Here is an 18,711-nt window from a genome sequence, read left to right on the forward strand (position 1 = left end):
CAACTATCTCTTCTTGGTTGCATTTTATTAAAATATGAACTTAATGAAGTTTGACCGATTGCATCTTTAGTACCAAAACTTATTACTCCATTTCTCGTCGTAGCCAAAGCAGCATGACCAAAAGGGTTATCAGGTACAGGGCCATTACCGATTATTATCGACGTTAAGCCTAAAGGATCGATCCTCTGAACAGGATCAATTGGATACTGATATAAATTCCATCCCCCCACTAACCCAATCGGATCCTGCGTAATATACCGTCCCTGTTGCGGATCGTAGTAACGATGCCAGTTATAAGTAAAGCCTCGGTTCATCGTCATACTGATTCGGGTTTATTTTCGGACTGGACAGGATGTTACGACACACTCAATTTCACCCTACGTTTAATATTTATTACTTTCCTTCTTTATAGCATGAATATCATCATATACTATTTTTTTTATTTTATAGACGCCCCCCTCCTTTTCTACAATAAAGAATTCATCTAAATTATACTTTTCATACATTGAATTATATGTCAATTCAATTTTTTCTTTGCCAATTAATGATTTAACTTGATTGCTTTTTTTTAATGTGCTGCTGTCATATGCACCTATTATATTATAGGTCTGATTCATAAACTTAACGTAATCGTTTTTTGTCATTGAGTTTCTGAATTCATTTGTTAACATAGTGTCATAAATTCCATTAAATTCTTTTGTGTTATACATTGAATGAAACCGAACTATTTCAGTTACGGCATCATTTACATCATGATTATCACACCCTGCAAAAAAGACAGCCATTATAATAATAATAATTTTAATTTTCATAAGAATCTCTAATTAACTATACAACGAGTATATTGCTGGCAAGTAAGCACACCTGCAAACTCTCCAGCACCCAATCCCCCAGCAGCTGTTGCCGACCAATGCAAAGGATCATTCTTACCATTTATCTCAACTAAACCCGTTGCAGAACCATTAAGTAAGAATCCAACATCAGTTGTTGCTCCACTGCTATATGACACTCCAGAACTAGGCGGTGCATTACTGACCGTACCAGAAATAGATGCTGCACCGGAAGCACCAGCCCCAACACCTTGGCATGCCATAATATATGCACACAGATCTAATCCCTTACCACCATTCCCGGTAAGAATGCCAAGTGCAATACTACCCCCTGTGATCCCATAGGCTGCAACACCGACATCAAGAGAAGAAGAAAATATAAGAGGAGAATAGTAAGGGCCTGTGGCTGCATCTATTGCAGCCACCCCATCTTCATACGACATTTTACCCTCAGATACGGCATTTGCGGCGGAGCCAACCTCATTTCCCCATGGGGTGTTATAACCTGGAAAATCTATCTTATCTAATCCAAGAGGGTCTATTTTCATAATCGGATTCAGCGGGTAATTATAGAGATTCCACCCACCATTAAGCCCAATCGGATCCTGCGTAATATACCGTCCCTGCAACGGGTCATAGTAACGGTGCCGGTTGTAATACAGCCCCGTCTCTTTATCATACTGTTGTCCTGGCAGACGGATAAGCTGTTGCAGATTGTCGGGATTATCCTCCCGCAGCATATTGCCCCATTCATCAAACGCTGCGCTCCACGCAATTTCCCCGTTAACATCGGTTAACGCCAGCGGTAGTCCCCGGTGGTCGCAGTGGTACAGGTGGATCTTCCTCACCGGCACGTATTCCGGCTCCATCTGGTTTTTCATCTGCTCAGGCGTCAGGCCGCACTGTGCCAGCCACTGCCGGCTCTGTTCGCTGACCTGGCTCGTGTTCAGCTCCCGCTCCAGATTATCCAGCAGTGCCACCAGTTCCGGCATAAACACCATGCCCGCATCCTGGCTGAGCTTTTCCGCCAGCGTACGGCGGTGGGTTTTAGCCCGTTCTGCTGTCGCGGTTTCTGTGCGGATTAACGGCGTGAAACTCCCCGGCAGATACACCGTCTGGATACGGGTGGCATCTGTCTGTGTGGTGGTCAGCCTGTCACCCTCCCAGCCATACCACGTGACTTCGGGGGTGGGATTCAGCCAGAGATGCGTCTCACCTTTCAGGCTGCGCTCAGTCTGGCTCTTCCACATCCGCTTACCGACACGACGGCCCAGCGGGTCGTAAATATAGTGACTTTCCGCCAGCAGGTTGCCCTGCTGCATCTGGCGGTAGTGTGCCAGCCGGTGCTGATTATCATAGCGGTAAAGATGCGAAAGACTGCCCTGCGGGTGGATACGCCGCTCGTCTTTTTCCGTGAGCCTGCCGTGTTCGTCGTAATGATAAAAGTAATCAGCGTCCTGAGTGATACGGTTATCCTGCCAGGCTTCCGGCAGCATCGGGTATTTATCCCGCGCCGCTGTCCGGTTACCCGCCGGGTCGGTGAAGGTCCACTGCTCCAGGTCATGGCGCACCGATTTAATCTGCGTACTGAGTAACCGCCCGGCCTCAGCATAGTGATAATCACGCTGCTCATTCTGCCCGCTGATACGGACAAGCTGCCCGCCGGTATTCCACGTGTAATCGCGGTTAAGCTGCGGTTTGTTAAGATGGTGACTCTGCAACTGCCCACCGGGGGTCCAGGTCGTGGTCAGTTCGTAATTGCCAAAACTGCGCTGCGTTTCGCGGTGCAGGCGGTCGCGGGTGAAATCCATCAGCGGCGTGTCGCCCAGCTTCATGCCTGCCAGATAACCGCTGCCATAGGTCAGCCACTCCACCGCAGGAAGTGCATCCGGCGTGATGCGGTTCAGCAACCCTTTGTCGCTGTAACCATGCCGGATTTCATGCTGCCAGAGCAGTTCCTCCGTTTCCGGGGAATGTACCGTCTGGCGCTCGCTGACAGTACGTCCCTGTCTGTCATGTCGGTAATGAACGGCAACGCGGTGGCCTTCGCTGAGATGGCTGATTTCCGTCAGCCAGCCACGCTCGTTGTAGCGCCACTGCTCTGCGGGTTCGTCATTGATGGTGCGGTGCGTCAGACGGTCAGCCTCATCGTACTGCCAGAGCGTGACCTGGTTTACGTCCTCGCTGCGGACAAGCTGTCCGGTGGCACTGTAACGGTAACGCTGTGTCCTGCCGTCAAACCCGGTTTCCTGTACCAGCCTGTCCAGCACATCGTAAGTGAAGGTCGTATGGCTGCCGTTCTCGTTGGTCAGTTGTGTCACCCGGCCTGCGGCGTCATATTCCATCCGCCGCGTCAGCCCGTCCTGCGTGGCGCTGAGGATGTTACCCTGTTCATCATGGCGGGTTTCACGGCGTCTGCCGTCCGGGGTTATCACCGCTGTCAGGTCGCCTGCGACGCTGTATTCATAGCGGGTTTCACGGCTCTGCGCATCTTTTACCACGGTTAAACGCCCCCGGTTATCATAAGCCCGGTAAACGCTGAGACCTTCCTCCTGGTGTACCGCCGTTAGCTGCCCGAAACGGTCATATTCATAACGGGTTTCATACCCGGAACAGTCGGCGAAAGTGAGCAACTGGCCGTAACGACTCCATGCCATCTCTTTACGGCTGCCGGTGGCATCTTCCGTGGCACACGGATATTCGCTGCGCGGGCTGTCATAAAAATAACGGGTTGTGCTGCCGTTGCGCAGGGTTTCCGCCGTCAGCCTGCCGTGGGCGTCGTATTCCTGTTGGCTTTGCAGTCCGTCCGGGAACAGGGTGCTGGTCAGCTGGCGCTGGCTGTTGTAATACAGTTCCGTGCGTCTGCCGTCCGGCGTGATGATTTCTTTGGGCAGGCCGGAGCCGGGACTGAGACGATACTCTGTTTTGCGGCCTGCCGCGTCGGTCTGCGCCAGCAGTCTGCCCGCGCTGTCATAGTCGCTGAGAATCGTGCTGCCGTCCGCTTTCTCCTGTTTCACCACCCGTTTCAGCCCGCCGTCGCCTTCGGTGTGCAGCACCTCCCGGCGGTTCAGGCTGTCGGTAATGGTGACGGTATTTCGTTCATAAACGTAGGTGTAGCTTAACCCTTCAGCGTTACGCTGCTCCGTCACGCGACCCGACGCATCGTAGCGGTACTGTGTCTCCGGCCTGCCGGCATAGCGGTGCGCCGTCATCCGCCCCGGCTGTTTTGCGTCATAAGTAAAACCGTGTACTGCCGTGCCGCTGCGGTCATACGCCCTCACCAGTTCGCCCCGCGGTGAATAGGTATAACGCGCCAGAGGTTCCGCAGGCAGGTTATCCGGGTATTCCGGGTCATGGGTCAGCCACACTTCGGCAAGGCGAATACCGCTGTCTGCGCCGTAATCCGTGGCGGGCAGCGTATCCGGGAAGGATGTCTGTTTTGTGGCCCCGGATACGGCCTGTTTCCGGTACTGCTCCGCCCGCTGTGCCTGGGTGGTCAGCACCAGATGAAAGCGGCGTCCTGCGCCGTCCGTCACGCCGGTGATGTCTCCGGCAAACGCCCCGGACGCCGCGCGATGGAAAATCATTATGCGACCAAAATTATCCACCAGTGCGGTCAGTACCCGGTACGGTGGTAGCGGGGCTGGCAGCACCTCATCCGGCGCGGGCACGCGCTCACACCAGCCGAGTATCCACCACGGCCCCCGGAGACTGCTGGTTGCCAGGTAAACATGTGGGCTGAGCCGGATATTCTCCGGCAGCGTCTGCCAGAGAAGATGAAGGGGATTACTTTCATGCAGCTTCAGTGCACCACCCCGCGCCAGCCAGAAGGATTCACTGCGGCTGAAAGCCGTTTCCCCTGCAAACAGCGGGTCAAAATGAATGCTTCTGCCGCCATTGTCGTTGAGTATCAGTTCCCCGTCGCGAATCTGTAAGCGGATATCAAAGGGGGCTTTCCAGCCGGGGCCAAATATTCCCACAGGGGCGGGGGTCTTTGTGCGGTAACTGCTGTAGGTACGTGAAAGCACAAACGGCAGCGGGGCGGGCAGCGCAAAATCGGTTTCGCCCGGCAACACTTTCGCACCCAGCAGCGGGTTAACCGGGTTGCCGGAAGTCATGCCGCCCGGACACACCGAACAGGCCACGCCGGTCGGCGCGCCAATCATCACGCCCGCTGAGCCCTGGATTATCGGGCCACCCTCCATGGTGCCGTCGCCCTGACGCGCGGCCGGTTTTCCGCTCATACACCTGTCCCTCTTTTATTTTGCTTAACTGCCCTGTTTTACAAATTTGTGATGCTGTTTAATCGGTGCTGTCGCATATCCGGCGGCGGGCTGTCGCTGTCTTCCGGCGCTTTTGGCGGGGGTACACCACCCCCATCGTCAGGGCGCGGGCAATACCTACTGCTTCAGCCTGATTCAGACCGACGGTAATTTTTCTGCTGGCTGCCCGAAGGAGTCGCTGGCAACGTCCACTTCCAGCGTAAAACGCAGTCCTTTTAATGACACAACCCCCCTGATGCAGATAAAACGGTATCTCGCGGGAAGCGGAATTGTGACAGAGGGTAAAGTAAACCGGATGGCACAGCACCTGACGAAATAATAAATTACGTTACTATATGAAACGAAATACTCCTTTCTGTATTTATTTTTTTGACTGATATCAATGATTCAGGTTAATGGGCCAGATCTTTGGTAATGACTGTCAATATTTCATTCGACGCATTATCAGGGGGAATGAATCACCTTAGGAAATTCACGATATGCTTGTATTTGATGTCGCACGCATCGCGTTACAGGTAGTCTGACCAAACGGTTATTTCGCTTCAGAACCCCTTTTACCTGCTCAAAATCGCACTCTCATATAATCAGAAAAATAAAACATGCTTAATTAATTCCCTGGTGAGATAGACGCAAATACTCCCCCTGCAAAAAACAAAGCCCGGTTTCCCGGGCTATGAGAAAACACTACCGCTAGCTGTAAGCATTAAGCGTACGTTGGCAGAGCGCGGAACGCACGCAGTCGTTTTTGTTGAATCGGATAATCCCGACCATCTCATCTTCTTCAAAACGCGCTAACGCGTCACTGAGCCCAGACTGAACGTGAGCGGGTAAATCGCATTGGGTAATATCTCCATTTACGATAACCGTGACGTTTTCCCCGAGGCGAGTTAAAAACATTTTCATCTGCGCAGCAGTTACATTCTGAGCCTCGTCGAGAATGACAACTGCATTTTCAAATGTACGTCCGCGCATATACGCGAACGGCGCGATTTCCACCTTGCCAATCTCAGGTCGCAGGCAGTACTGCATAAAAGACGCCCCCAGACGTTTCACCAGCACATCATAGACCGGGCGAAAATAAGGCGCGAATTTCTCAGATACATCCCCAGGCAAGAAGCCGAGATCCTCGTCGGCCTGCAGGACTGGGCGGGTGACAATGATCCTTTCTACATCTTTATGTATCAGGGCCTCTGCCGCTTTTGCCGCACTGATCCAGGTTTTACCACATCCGGCTTCACCCGTGGCGAAGATCAGTTGTTTACTCTCAATGGCATTCAGATAGTGCGCCTGAGCCTCATTTCGCGCTGCAATCGGTGTTGCGTCGCGACTGTCGCGCGCCATGCCTATTGCTTCTACGCCGCTCATCTGCACAAGCGAGGTGACCGACTCTTCTTCACGTTGCTTGTGGCTACGTGAATCCCGTCTCAGCACACGCTTTGCTTCGCGACGAGCTTTGATCACTGCTTTTTGTCTTCCCATGGATAGCACCTTGAGTTGTAGGTATACATCACACGTGCCGCTGGCAGCACGATTATGCGCACACACATCTGAGGGTTGGCTTCCTTGTAAGCCATAGCTTGCCTTCTAACAAGACACCACACACGGCTACGCGCACCGTATACGGCGTCAGTAACAATGCTAAGAAGAAGTGAGAGAAATTTAGGGGTGACGAGTGGGCTACCGGAGGAGAAACTTCCGCGTAAGGTACTACGGTTACTGTGAAAAGCATGTCCAGTTGAGGACCTTACCATTCGCGATCTCCATAGTGAATGACCATCACTGCCGGGAACTACCGCTCATACGTATAATTACAACAGAATCGATCATTAACGCAACAACATTTTTACTTTACGTTAACGAAAAAAATTCCTTGTGCCGACAACAGTCTCTTACAGGGATATGACAAAATTATTTCAGAAGATGGGTGAGATCAAAAAATAATATTTTCATTCAGGGGGATGAGAGGAACAGCCCCGCAGGAAACGCGGGGCTGACTATCAGGCTTCCAGCAGGGATTGTCCCAGATAGTGGTCGGCGTTTTTTACACCGGGCAATGCGAAGAAGTAGCCGCCGCCGATCGGCTTAACGTACTCTTCAAGCGCTTCACCGTTCAGCCGTTTTTGCACGGCCAAAAACCCTTTTTCCAGATCGTGCTGATAACAGACGAACAGCAGTCCCATATCCAGTTGCCCGGAATTGGTCACGCCGAGCGAGTAACTGTAACCACGACGCATCATCAGGCTGGATTGGGTTTCTGCCGTGCGTGGATTCGCCAGTCGAATATGGCTGTCCAGCGCAATCACATTCCCTTCCGGGTCACTGGCGTAATCCGGCACATCATGCTCGTGCTGCATGCCCAGCGGCGCCCCGCTCTGTTTATCACGTCCAAAAATGGTCTGCTGCTCTTTCAGCGGCGTTCTGTCCCAGAATTCGACGCGGAACTGAATCAGCCGGACGGCCTGATAACTGCCCCCTGTCGCCCACGCGGGTTCCTGTTGTTCTGCAGTCACCCACACAACATCCTGCATTAGCCTGGCGTCTGAGCTGTCGGGATTGGCAGTGCCATCTTTAAAGCCCAGCAGATTGACCGGCGTCTCTTTTCCCTTACTGCGTGCAGCGTGATCGGAGATAAACCCTTCCCGTTTCCAGCGGACGCTCAGGAGATCCGGCGTGTGCTTAATAATGTCGCGTAGCGCATGAATCACCGTATCCTGGGTATTGGCGCAAATCTGTAACAGCAGATCCCCGTGGCATAACCCTGCATCCAGTGAATCATTCGGAAAGCGCGTCATTTTCTGCAGTTTTTTCGGCATCTGAGCCTGCAATCCATAGCGCTCATCAAACAACGCGTGTCCCACCGAGAGCGTCATGGTCAGGTTGTCCGGTGCTATCCAGGCGCCGAGGATCCCGGAATCCATAGGCGGCAAGCGAGGATTTGGCGTTTCAGGCGCTGGCCCTCCCGTCGCCAGGAAGGCGATACGGCGCGTCAACAGGCGAAACAGACGTTCGAGATCCGCCTTATCACTGGCCAGAATATCAAAGGCCACCAGCATCATAGACGCCTGCTGCGGCGTGAGAATACCCGCCTGATGTTCGCCGTAGAAGGGTTGCGTTTCGCTGCGGGCATTCGGCGACAACGTCCCCGGCGCACTTTGTGGTTTTTGAGCATGAGCCACCGGGCAGCCCCCCGCCAGTGCCAGCGCGCCGCCCAATGCCCCCATCCCTTTCAGTAAACGTCGGCGTGACGGTTCGCTCACGCCGTTTTCATTATCTTGCTGCATGGTGCTTAATCCAGACCCAGTACGCCGCGCAATTGAGACAAATCTTCCGCCAGCGTCGTGATTGGCCCTTTCAGGGCGTTACGATCGGCATCGGTCAGCTTGTCATAGGTTTCAAATCCGTCTTTGGTGCGATATTTCGTCAGGATGGTATCCACTTTCTTAAAGTTGGCATCCACTTTCGCCAGCAATTCCGCATTGGATTTTTGGAGCTGCGGACGCAGAAGGTTGACGATTTTTTGCGCGCCATCGACGTTTGCCTGGAAGTCCCACAGGTCTGTGTGGCTGTAACGATCTTCTTCGCCGCTGATTTTGCTGGCCGCGACCTCTTCAATCAGACCGGCTGCGCCACCCACCACTTTTGACGGCGGGAAAGCCAACTCACCGATCCGCGTTTGCAGATCAACCACGTCGATATAAAGCTGGTCAGCATATTTTTCCATGCCCTGCGTACTGTTGTCGCCGAACAGGGCTTTTTCCAGACGGTGGAAGCCGGTAAATTTCGGGTCAGCCGCTTTCTGTTCGTAATCATCTTCACGCGCATCGATACTGCCATCCAGATCGGAGAACAGTTCCGCGATAGGTTCAATACGCTCGTAATGCTGACGCGTTGGCGCATACAGTGATTTTGCTTTCTCGATATCACCCGCTTTAATGGCATCGGTAAACGCTTTTGTGCCGGTCACGAGCTGAGCGGTTTCTGCCGTAACATACGCTTTATACTCAGTAATCGCGCCGCTCAGACTCAATAATGCGTCGCTTTGCGCCGCTTCTGCCGTTGCGCTGCCTTTCACGATCAGCTTCCCTTTCGGGTTGGTCAACAGACCGCAGGTCATGTCATATTCACCCGGTTGCAGATTGACGGTCATTTTCTGACTGAAACCGGGGGCGATGTTTTCGCGTTCTTCCACCACCATCACGCCTTTGAGGATTTCCCACTCCAGCGCTTTCTGGCTGTGGTTCAGAATAATGAACTGCGTTTTCCCGGCATTCACGGTGAGGGTCATCGGTTCGCACTGTTTATCATTAACAGTGACTTTAACCTGTGGAATATCTGCTGCGTGAGCAGAAAACGCGGAGGCAAACAGCGCAGCAATACCCAACTGCAGCGCGTTACGGCGGAAGCTAATCGTCATGACTCATCCCTTTAAATAAGTATGTTGTAACTAAGTAATTTTCTGCGCCACATTTTTCAGGGTGCCGTACGAGACGCCGTCGTACCTGCACGAGGCGGCAGCGCAAACAGCACCAACGCCGGAATCAGATAGATAAACCAGACCGCGACTTCACTTACGCTCGGTGCTTCCTGATAGCCAAAAATACCTTCCATCAGCGTGCCAAACAGCGAATGGGTTGAGAGGATAGTGCTCATATCGAATGCCACATCCTGGAAGTGGTTCCACAGTCCCGCTTCGTGAAACGCGCGGATAGCACCGGCGGCAAGCCCGGCCGCAACCAGCAAAATGAACAGGCTGGTCCATTTGAAAAAAGCGCCAAGATTAAGGCGGATCCCGCCCCAATACAGTAAGAAACCGAGCACCACTGCGGTTGCCAGTCCCAGCATCGCGCCCAGCGGCGGCCAGAATCCAACGTCCTGTTGAAACGCAGCCAACAGGAAGAACACCGATTCCAGACCTTCACGGGCAACGGCGAAGAAAACCATCATGACCAGCGCCCAGCCGTGATGATTTCCCCGCTGCAAGGCGGAGTCGACGGCCTGCTCCAGTTGTACTTTGACGTTGCGCGACACTTTACGCATCCAGAACACCATCCAGGTCAGGATCACCACGGCAATGACTGCCACAATGCCTTCAAACAGCTCTTGTTCCTTCTGCGGAAATTCACCCGTGGTTTCATTGATGAAGATCCCCAGCGCCAGGCACAATCCCGCAGCCAGAACCACCCCAATCCACATCACACCAATCCAGCGACCGCGCTGGGTACGCTTCAGATAGCTGGCGATCAAACTCACAATCAGCGCAGCCTCTAACCCTTCGCGTAACATAATTAGAAACGGAACAAACATGCGGGGAACCCTTAAACGTTATTCTCAGTCAACTGATGCAAAGAAAAGTAAATTACAGTGATAGTGATTATCATTACAGAGAAGGAAAACTCAAGCAGAATGTTTTGATTATGATGAATGAATGTAAATATTTGGCTGATTAATAGTTATTAATACTTTGTGGGGTATTGAGACGAAAAAGCCCGCACGCGGCGGGCTGGGGAGTGTTTTGGTCGGATGATGAACGTATCCGACCAGCAATTCGATGCCTTCAGGCTCTGTTACTGCTCTTGCAGGCGCGACGGCGGTGCCGAATGGTAGTGGGCATCCGCTTTCGCAAAGCGTGCCAGCATGGCGGCAGACGGCGCTTTGTCCAGCAAACTGAAGACCACAATCCCCAGACTACCGAAAATAAAGCCCGGAATGATTTCATACAGACCCAGCCAGGCGAATTGTTTCCAGACAATGACCGTGACAGCACCGATGATCATTCCGGCCAGCGCGCCGTTACGGGTCATTCGCGACCACATCACAGAGAACAGTACCACCGGGCCAAATGCCGCGCCAAAACCGGCCCAGGCATAACTCACCAGGCCAAGAACCCGGTTTTCAGGGTTGGCAGCCAGCGCGATAGACACCAGCGCCACCACCAGCACCATCAGACGCCCTACCCACACCAGCTCTTTCTGGCTTGCACCTTTGCGCAGGAAGGCTTTGTACAGATCTTCGGTAATTGCACTGGAGCACACCAGCAGTTGGCAACTGAGGGTCGACATCACCGCGGCCAGGATAGCTGACAGCAGAATACCGGCAATCCACGGGTTGAACAGAATTTGCGCCAGTTCGATGAAGACGCGCTCAGAGTTCTGGTTAACCGCCCCTGCCAGTGCCGGGTTATCGTTGAAGTACGCGATACCGAAGAAGCCGACGGCCACGGCCCCCGCCAGACACAGGATCATCCAGGTCATACTGATACGACGCGCATGCACGATGCTGTGATGCGAGTCCGCCGCCATAAAGCGCGCCAGGATATGCGGCTGACCGAAGTAACCCAGCCCCCAACCCATCAGGGAAATAATGGCGACAAAATTCAGCCCTTTGAGCATGTCCACATTCTCAATGCTCTTTTGTTTGATAACTTCCAGCGAGTCACCAAAACCGCCCACGGCGATAATGACCATCACCGGCGTCAGGATCAGCGCAAAAATCATCAGGCTGGCCTGAACGGTATCTGTCCAGCTTACCGCGAGGAAACCGCCAATAAAGGTGTAAATGATGGTCGCGGCCGCACCCGCCCACAGCGCCGTTTCATAGCTCATGCCGAAGGTGCTTTCGAACAGGCGCGCCCCCGCCACAATACCGGAAGCACAGTAGATGGTGAAAAACAGCAGAATAACCGCGGCGGAGATGATACGCAGAATGCGGCTGTTGTCTTCAAAACGTCCGGTGAAGTAGTCCGGCAGAGTTAACGCGTTATTGTTGTATTCGGTATGCACGCGCAGACGGCCCGCCACCAGCTTCCAGTTGATCCACGCGCCTAATGTCAGGCCAATCGCGATCCAGCTTTCTGAAATGCCTGAAATGAAAATCGCGCCTGGCAGTCCCATCAGCAACCAGCCGCTCATATCCGATGCCCCCGCCGACAATGCGGTGACAAATGGCCCAAGGCTACGGCCACCCAGAATATAATCATCAAAGTTCTTCGTTGAACGCCATGCAATAAACCCAATCAATATCATGCCCAAAATATAGACACAAAATGTCACCAGCATCGGTGTGCTAATAGCCATCAAAAATCTCCAGAATCATTTATCGGCAATATCGATACTTGCCGTTTATCCCCTGCCGGAACGTGGCAGTGGTGTATATGTTTACCAGGGCGACCGTATCCTGCCGGAAGCGGTGGTCATTCACAATCGATTTAACACACCATTTACATCAATTTTTTATTCGGTGGCATCCCATTTTTCTATAGGTTGCACTCTCTCACACTTTTCACGGTTGCACCTTTAAAAAGTGTTAACTACCGCAGAGAAAATATTTCACTTTTTATTTCCTGATGCGAGAACACCCGCCCAATATTTAACAATTAATTCATTTTTAAGCTTGCAAGCCGCATCACACTTAACAAGGTTGCACAAAGTTGCAACATAGTGGATATTTCTCGATAACCATTAGTACTACTTACCAGAACAACAGGAGCACACGGCATGGGAACCACCACGATGGGGGTTAAGCTGGATGACGCGACGCGCGAACGTATTAAATCAGCAGCAATACGTATCGATCGCACCCCACACTGGCTCATCAAGCAGGCAATATTCAATTATCTGGAAAAACTGGAAAACAATGACGCGTTGCCAGAGCTTCCCGCGCTGTTGGCCGGTGCGGCGAATGAAAGCGAAGAGTCCGTCGCACAGCAGGATGAAATCCACCAGCCTTTCCTTGAGTTTGCCGAGCACATTTTGCCCCAGTCGGTTTCTCGTGCCGCCATTACCAGCGCATACCGTCGCGCCGAAACCGATGCCGTCGCGATGCTGATGGAGCAGGCCCGCCTGCCGCAACCTATTGCGGAACAGGCACATAAACTGGCCTGGCAACTGGCGGAAAAACTCCGCAACCAGAAAACGGCCAGCGGTCGTGCCGGCATGGTTCAGAGCCTGTTGCAGGAATTCTCTCTCTCTTCTCAGGAAGGGGTGGCGTTGATGTGCCTCGCGGAAGCGCTGCTGCGTATCCCCGATAAAGCCACGCGCGATGCGCTGATCCGCGACAAAATCAGTAATGGCAACTGGCAGTCACACATTGGCCGCAGCCCGTCGCTGTTTGTTAACGCGGCGACCTGGGGTCTGCTGTTCACCGGTAAGCTGGTGTCAACGCATAACGAAGCCAATCTCTCCCGTTCGCTGAACCGTATTATCGGCAAGAGCGGCGAACCGCTGATCCGCAAAGGTGTGGATATGGCGATGCGCCTGATGGGCGAACAGTTCGTCACCGGAGAAACCATTGCAGAAGCGCTGGCGAATGCCCGCAAGCTGGAAGATAAAGGTTTCCGTTACTCTTACGACATGCTCGGTGAAGCCGCGCTGACCGCGGTGGACGCCCAGGCCTATATGGTTTCCTACCAGCAGGCGATCCACGCCATTGGTAAAGCCTCGAACGGTCGCGGTATTTACGAAGGTCCAGGCATCTCCATCAAGCTCTCGGCTCTACATCCGCGCTACAGCCGCGCGCAGTATGACCGCGTGATGGAGGAGCTGTACCCGCGTCTGAAATCGCTGACCCTGCTGGCGCGCCAGTACGATATCGGCATTAACATCGATGCCGAAGAAGCCGATCGTCTGGAGATCTCGCTCGACCTGCTGGAAAAACTCTGTTTTGAACCGGAACTGGCGGGCTGGAACGGTATTGGCTTTGTTATCCAGGCTTACCAGAAACGCTGCCCGTTCGTGATTGATTATCTGATTGACCTGGCGACCCGTTCGCGCCGCCGTCTGATGATCCGTCTGGTGAAAGGCGCCTACTGGGATAGCGAAATCAAACGCGCGCAGATGGATGGTCTGGAAGGGTATCCGGTGTATACGCGTAAGGTGTATACCGATGTTTCCTACCTGGCCTGCGCGAAGAAACTGCTTGGCGTGCCGAACCTGATTTATCCGCAGTTCGCCACTCACAACGCCCACACGCTGGCGGCGATTTATCAACTGGCCGGGCAAAACTACTATCCGGGTCAGTATGAGTTCCAGTGTCTGCATGGCATGGGCGAACCGCTGTACGAGCAGGTCACCGGTAAAGTTGCCGACGGTAAACTCAACCGTCCTTGCCGCATTTATGCGCCGGTTGGCACGCATGAAACGCTACTGGCCTACCTGGTACGCCGCCTGCTGGAAAACGGGGCGAATACCTCTTTTGTTAACCGCATCGCCGACGCCACGTTACCGCTGGATGAACTGGTGGCCGATCCCGTAGAAGCCGTCGAAAAACTGGCACAACAGGAAGGACAGGCTGGCCTGCCGCACCCGAAAATTGCGCTGCCTCGCGACCTCTATGGTCATGGTCGGGAGAACTCCGGCGGTCTGGATCTGGCCAACGAACACCGTCTGGCTTCTCTCTCCTCCGCCCTGCTCAATAGCGCCCTGCAAAAATGGCAGGCGAAACCGATGCTGGAACAGCCGGTTGCCGACGGGGAAATGGCGCCCGTGATTAACCCTGCTGAGCCCAAAGATACCGTCGGATTCGTGCGCGAAGCAAGCAAAGGCGAAGTCGGGCAAGCGCTACAGAGCGCAGTAGATAACGCCCCGATCTGGTTTGCCACCCCGCCGCAGGAGCGCGCCGCGATTTTGCAACGCGCCGCCGTGTTGATGGAAAGTCAGATGCAGCAACTGATTGGCATCCTGGTGCGCGAAGCCGGTAAAACCTTCAGCAACGCGATTGCCGAAGTACGTGAAGCCGTGGACTTCCTGCACTATTACGCAGGCCAGGTGCGCGATGATTTCGACAACGAAACACACCGTCCATTAGGCCCGGTGGTCTGCATCAGCCCGTGGAACTTCCCGCTGGCCATTTTCACCGGGCAGGTCGCCGCCGCGCTGGCGGCAGGCAACAGTGTGCTGGCAAAACCGGCAGAACAGACGCCGCTGATTGCCGCGCAGGGGATTGCTATCCTGCGCGAAGCGGGTGTACCTGCCGGGGTGGTGCAACTGCTGCCAGGTCGGGGGGAAACGGTAGGCGCGCAACTGACCGCCGATAACCGTGTCCGCGGCGTGATGTTTACCGGTTCAACGGAAGTCGCCACATTATTACAACGCACGCTTGCCACACGCCTGGATGCCCAGGGTCGCCCGATCCCGCTGATTGCGGAAACCGGCGGAATGAACGCCATGATCGTCGATTCATCGGCCCTCACCGAACAGGTGGTGGTGGATGTGCTGGCCTCTGCGTTTGACAGTGCCGGGCAGCGCTGCTCTGCACTGCGGGTACTCTGTTTGCAGGACGACATCGCTGAACATACCCTGAAGATGCTGCGCGGAGCGATGGCCGAATGCCGGATGGGCAATCCGGGTCGTCTGACCACAGACATCGGCCCGGTTATCGACCATGAAGCGAAAAGCAATATTGAAGGCCATATTCAGGCTATGCGCGCCAAAGGCCGTCCGGTGTTCCAGGCCGTTCGTGAAAACAGCGACGATGCCCGCGAATGGCAGTCCGGCACCTTTATCGCACCGACGTTGATTGAGCTGGAAAGTTTCGACGAGTTGCAAAAAGAGGTGTTCGGCCCGGTTCTCCACGTGGTGCGCTACAACCGTAACAATCTTGATGCGTTGATCGAACAAATTAATGCCTCCGGGTACGGGCTGACGCTCGGCGTACATACCCGTATTGATGAAACCATCGCCCAGGTCACCGGCTCGGCACACGTGGGTAACCTGTACGTTAACCGCAATATGGTCGGCGCAGTGGTCGGCGTGCAGCCGTTTGGCGGCGAAGGGTTATCCGGAACCGGCCCCAAAGCGGGCGGCCCGCTGTACCTGTATCGCCTGCTGGCGCACCGTCCGGAGAAAGCGCTGGGGACAACGCTGGCGCGTCAGGATGCCCATTACGCTGTCGATACCCAGGTAAAAACCGCGCTGATTCAGCCGCTGGTGGCATTAACGCAATGGGCGGAAGCCAGCCCGGCGCTGCGTGCGCTCTGCCAGCAGTTCAGCGAGCTCAGCCAGTCCGGGACTCAACGCGTACTGCCGGGCCCTACCGGGGAACGTAACACCTGGACGCTGTTGCCACGGGAGCGTGTGTTATGCCTGGCGGAAGACGAGCAGGATGCGCTGGTTCAGGTTGCCGCCGTTATGTCGGTCGGAAGTCTGATTTTGTGGCCGGATGATAGCGCGCATCGTGAGATGGCAAAACGCCTGCCTGCCGCCGTTTCAACGCGTATTCAGTTTGCGAAACGCGATGGACTGACGTCGCAACCGTTCGATGCGGTTATCTTCCACGGCGACTCCGATCAGCTTCGCGCCTTGTGCGAAGCCGTTGCCGCACGCGAAGGGGCCATCGTTTCTGTACAGGGATTTGCCCGTGGCGAAACCAACATTCTGCTGGAGAGACTGTACATTGAACGTTCGCTCAGCGTTAACACCGCGGCAGCGGGAGGTAACGCCAGCCTGATGACAATTGGCTAAGGCTGTGGTTAATTAAGGCTCCGGTAACGGAGCCTTTTTTTATGGAGCCAGAGGGAAGCATGAACCGAATTATACTGACGTGCGCTGCACTGCTGTTGAGCAGTCAGGCGCTGGCCGATGACTGCGCGAACGCCAGCACGCAAACCGAAATGAACACCTGCGCCGCCGCACAATTTCAGGCAGCCGATAAAAAACTCAATGAGACGTATCAGAATGCGCTGACCCGCGCCGCGCCGCCGCAGCGCGAATTGCTGAAAAAAGCACAGAGCGCGTGGATTGCGCTCAGAGATGCCGATTGCGCATTACTCAGCTCCGGTACAGAAGGCGGTAGCGCACAGTCGATGATCGCCAGTCAGTGTCTGGCAGACAAAACCGCAGAGCGCGACGCGTTTTTAGCCTCGCTGCTCCAGTGTGAAGAAGGTGATTTAAGCTGCCCGCTGCCGCCCGCCGGTTAACGCACGCGAATGCCTTCAATGATCATCCGCTGAACGCTTTCGACCGTTTGGTTAAAAAAGGCTTCATCGCGCAGCGTTGCGCCCGTCACGGCTTCCACCTGAGGGGCAAAATCCGCGTAATGCTGCGTTGAAGCCCAAATCATAAAGATAAGATGGTGCGGATCGACAGGCGCAAGCTTGCCGCTGTCGATCCAGCCGGCGATTAACGCGGATTTCTCGTCAATCAGCTTCTTCAGATCACCCGTTAACTCTTCCATCAGTAACGGCGCGCCAGCCAGCATTTCCATGCAAAACAGCCTTGAAGCCTGCGGGTAATCACGGGAAACCTCCAGCTTCAGGCGAATGTACTCTCTGATTGCCGCCAGCGGTGCGAAATCCTCACGAAACGCCTTCAGCGGCGCCAGCCAGATGTCGAGAATCTGGCGCAGTACCGCCACATACAGCGCCTCTTTTGACGGGTAATAATAGAGAAGATTGGTTTTGGATACGCCCGCCAGTTCAGCGACCTGCTCAAGCCGGGTGCCATGAATGCCATACTGGGAAAAGGTGTTTAGTGCGGCGTTAAGAATGGCCTGGCGTTTTGCGCTGACGGCCTGTGAACGTTTACCTGGTTTTTTGACTGCGCTTTGTGCCATGCGCCCTCTCCTTTTTTATTTGCCATGAGCATAACAAATCTTGCGGGGGTTAACCCAGGATTGGTTTGGCTTACTGAGAGTCCGATGGCACCTGCGGCGCGTCGTCAGCGGTGCTCTGTGCTGAGGGTGTTTTTCGTTTCAACTTCAATTCACTGACCAGCACGCCAGCAATAATAAAGACTGCGCCCAACAGTGCCAGTAACGGTAAACGCTCTCCGGCAATACGGCCAAAAATCCCTGCCCATACCGGTTCACCGGTATAAATGACCGTTGCCCGCGTCGGCGAAACGCTGCGCTGCGCCCAGTTCATCGTCACCTGGATAATGGCACTGAAGATCCCCAGTCCGAGCGCGACCACCAGCAATCCCGTGGACATCGGCGGAACCGACTCCCCGGCCGGAACCATGGCGATAAACGCCACCAGCGATGCCGTGGCCAGTTGCACCACCGTCACCCGACGGACATCCACCTTCCCCGCCCATGCGCTGATCAAAATAATTTCAGCCGCAATCGCCACCGCGCTGGCAAGCGTAATCCATTCACCCTCGCCCAGCGCCAGCACGTTATCACCTGGCCCCGCAAGAAAAACCAGTCCGATGAACGCCAGCACAATGCCCACACAGGGCATCAAACCCGGCATCCGCCCCAGGCAAAGCCATTGCAGCAAGGGCACCAGCGGCACATACATCGCCGTGATAAAGGCAGATTTGCTGCTGGGGATGAACTGCAATCCCCAGGTTTGCAGGCTGTAGCCAAGCGCTATCGAGACGCCGATCGCCACACCCGCTTTACATTCAAGCCAGGTCAACCCGCGTAATGTGCGCAGCGACAACAACGCCACGGCCAGCGCCGCCGTCGCAAAGCGAATACCGACAAAGAAAAACGGCCCGCTCTGGGTAACCGCATATTGCACAGCCAGAAAGGTGCCTCCCCAAAACATCGTGATGATGATGAGAATGGCTTCCTGGGGCTTTATAGAGAAGGAGTAACCTGAACGTCGTGACATGGGACACCCAATGAGCAGAATCCCTTTAGTCTGCGTTGCGTTTTGT

Annotated in this window: 11 protein-coding genes and 1 pseudogene; 2 read left to right on the top strand and 10 right to left on the bottom strand. The window is 54.3% G+C overall.

The genetic code is table 11. The features are described 5' to 3' along the window. Window positions 1–161 precede the first annotated feature (161 nt). From ACO7SM_RS13575 to putP, 8 genes and pseudogenes are all read right to left on the bottom strand, one after another. Window positions 162–324 (bottom strand): annotated as a pseudogene (locus tag ACO7SM_RS13575) (RHS repeat-associated core domain-containing protein); the annotation flags it as partial. Between the two features lie 59 nt (window positions 325–383). After that, the gene (locus ACO7SM_RS13580) at window positions 384–812 is read right to left on the bottom strand and encodes a hypothetical protein (protein ID WP_490467973.1); all 429 of its coding nucleotides are present in this window, start codon (window positions 810–812) and stop codon (window positions 384–386) included. A gap of 8 nt (window positions 813–820) precedes the next feature. Beyond that, a complete protein-coding gene (locus ACO7SM_RS13585; protein WP_490467974.1) occupies window positions 821–5,074 on the bottom strand; it encodes an RHS element core protein in 4,254 nt (1,417 codons plus the stop codon). A gap of 729 nt (window positions 5,075–5,803) precedes the next feature. Then, window positions 5,804–6,592, bottom strand: a complete 789-nt coding sequence (gene phoH, locus ACO7SM_RS13590) for a phosphate starvation-inducible protein PhoH (protein ID WP_490467975.1) — start codon at window positions 6,590–6,592, stop codon at window positions 5,804–5,806. 518 nt (window positions 6,593–7,110) lie between these two features. Then, the gene (efeB, locus tag ACO7SM_RS13595; RefSeq protein ID WP_490467976.1) at window positions 7,111–8,394 is read right to left on the bottom strand and encodes an iron uptake transporter deferrochelatase/peroxidase subunit; all 1,284 of its coding nucleotides are present in this window, start codon (window positions 8,392–8,394) and stop codon (window positions 7,111–7,113) included. A 5-nt stretch (window positions 8,395–8,399) separates the two neighbouring features. Further along, window positions 8,400–9,527: an iron uptake system protein EfeO gene (gene efeO, locus ACO7SM_RS13600; RefSeq protein WP_490467977.1), complete on the bottom strand. Its 1,128-nt coding sequence runs from the start codon at window positions 9,525–9,527 to the stop codon at window positions 8,400–8,402. A 56-nt stretch (window positions 9,528–9,583) separates the two neighbouring features. Then, on the bottom strand, window positions 9,584–10,417 hold the full coding sequence (efeU, locus tag ACO7SM_RS13605; RefSeq protein ID WP_490467978.1) for an iron uptake transporter permease EfeU: 834 nt from the start codon (window positions 10,415–10,417) through the stop codon (window positions 9,584–9,586). Between the two features lie 260 nt (window positions 10,418–10,677). Next, window positions 10,678–12,186 (bottom strand): sodium/proline symporter PutP, encoded by a 1,509-nt coding sequence (putP, locus tag ACO7SM_RS13610; protein WP_490467979.1) that lies wholly within the window; start codon window positions 12,184–12,186, stop codon window positions 10,678–10,680. A gap of 420 nt (window positions 12,187–12,606) precedes the next feature. Here putP and putA point away from each other — a divergent pair, with 420 nt between their 5' ends. Together putA and ACO7SM_RS13620 are read left to right on the top strand one after the other, a co-directional pair. Beyond that, window positions 12,607–16,569, top strand: a complete 3,963-nt coding sequence (putA, locus tag ACO7SM_RS13615) for a trifunctional transcriptional regulator/proline dehydrogenase/L-glutamate gamma-semialdehyde dehydrogenase (protein ID WP_490467980.1) — start codon at window positions 12,607–12,609, stop codon at window positions 16,567–16,569. Between the two features lie 59 nt (window positions 16,570–16,628). After that, complete coding sequence (locus ACO7SM_RS13620) at window positions 16,629–17,024, top strand: lysozyme inhibitor LprI family protein (RefSeq protein WP_490467981.1); 396 nt, start codon at window positions 16,629–16,631, stop codon at window positions 17,022–17,024. Here the strand turns inward: ACO7SM_RS13620 and rutR are convergent. Together rutR and ACO7SM_RS13630 are read right to left on the bottom strand one after the other, a co-directional pair. Then, window positions 17,021–17,659, bottom strand: a complete 639-nt coding sequence (gene rutR, locus ACO7SM_RS13625) for an HTH-type transcriptional regulator RutR (protein ID WP_490467982.1) — start codon at window positions 17,657–17,659, stop codon at window positions 17,021–17,023. The two genes, ACO7SM_RS13620 and rutR, sit on opposite strands and share 4 nt — an antisense overlap. Window positions 17,660–17,729: 70 nt before the next feature. After that, window positions 17,730–18,665, bottom strand: coding sequence for a DMT family transporter (locus ACO7SM_RS13630; protein WP_490467983.1), 936 nt, complete (start codon window positions 18,663–18,665; stop codon window positions 17,730–17,732). Between the last annotated feature and the right edge of the window lie 46 nt (window positions 18,666–18,711).

This window comes from Citrobacter sp. LJND-P06 (genome assembly GCF_058188415.1).

Coding starts and splice junctions, on each gene's coding strand:
- ACO7SM_RS13580 (WP_490467973.1), bottom strand. CDS start 812: ATGAAAATTAAAATTATTATTATTATAATGGCTGTCTTTTTTGCAGGG.
- ACO7SM_RS13585 (WP_490467974.1), bottom strand. CDS start 5,074: ATGAGCGGAAAACCGGCCGCGCGTCAGGGCGACGGCACCATGGAGGGT.
- phoH (WP_490467975.1), bottom strand. CDS start 6,592: ATGGGAAGACAAAAAGCAGTGATCAAAGCTCGTCGCGAAGCAAAGCGT.
- efeB (WP_490467976.1), bottom strand. CDS start 8,394: ATGCAGCAAGATAATGAAAACGGCGTGAGCGAACCGTCACGCCGACGT.
- efeO (WP_490467977.1), bottom strand. CDS start 9,527: ATGACGATTAGCTTCCGCCGTAACGCGCTGCAGTTGGGTATTGCTGCG.
- efeU (WP_490467978.1), bottom strand. CDS start 10,417: ATGTTTGTTCCGTTTCTAATTATGTTACGCGAAGGGTTAGAGGCTGCG.
- putP (WP_490467979.1), bottom strand. CDS start 12,186: ATGGCTATTAGCACACCGATGCTGGTGACATTTTGTGTCTATATTTTG.
- putA (WP_490467980.1), top strand. CDS start 12,607: ATGGGAACCACCACGATGGGGGTTAAGCTGGATGACGCGACGCGCGAA.
- ACO7SM_RS13620 (WP_490467981.1), top strand. CDS start 16,629: ATGAACCGAATTATACTGACGTGCGCTGCACTGCTGTTGAGCAGTCAG.
- rutR (WP_490467982.1), bottom strand. CDS start 17,659: ATGGCACAAAGCGCAGTCAAAAAACCAGGTAAACGTTCACAGGCCGTC.
- ACO7SM_RS13630 (WP_490467983.1), bottom strand. CDS start 18,665: ATGTCACGACGTTCAGGTTACTCCTTCTCTATAAAGCCCCAGGAAGCC.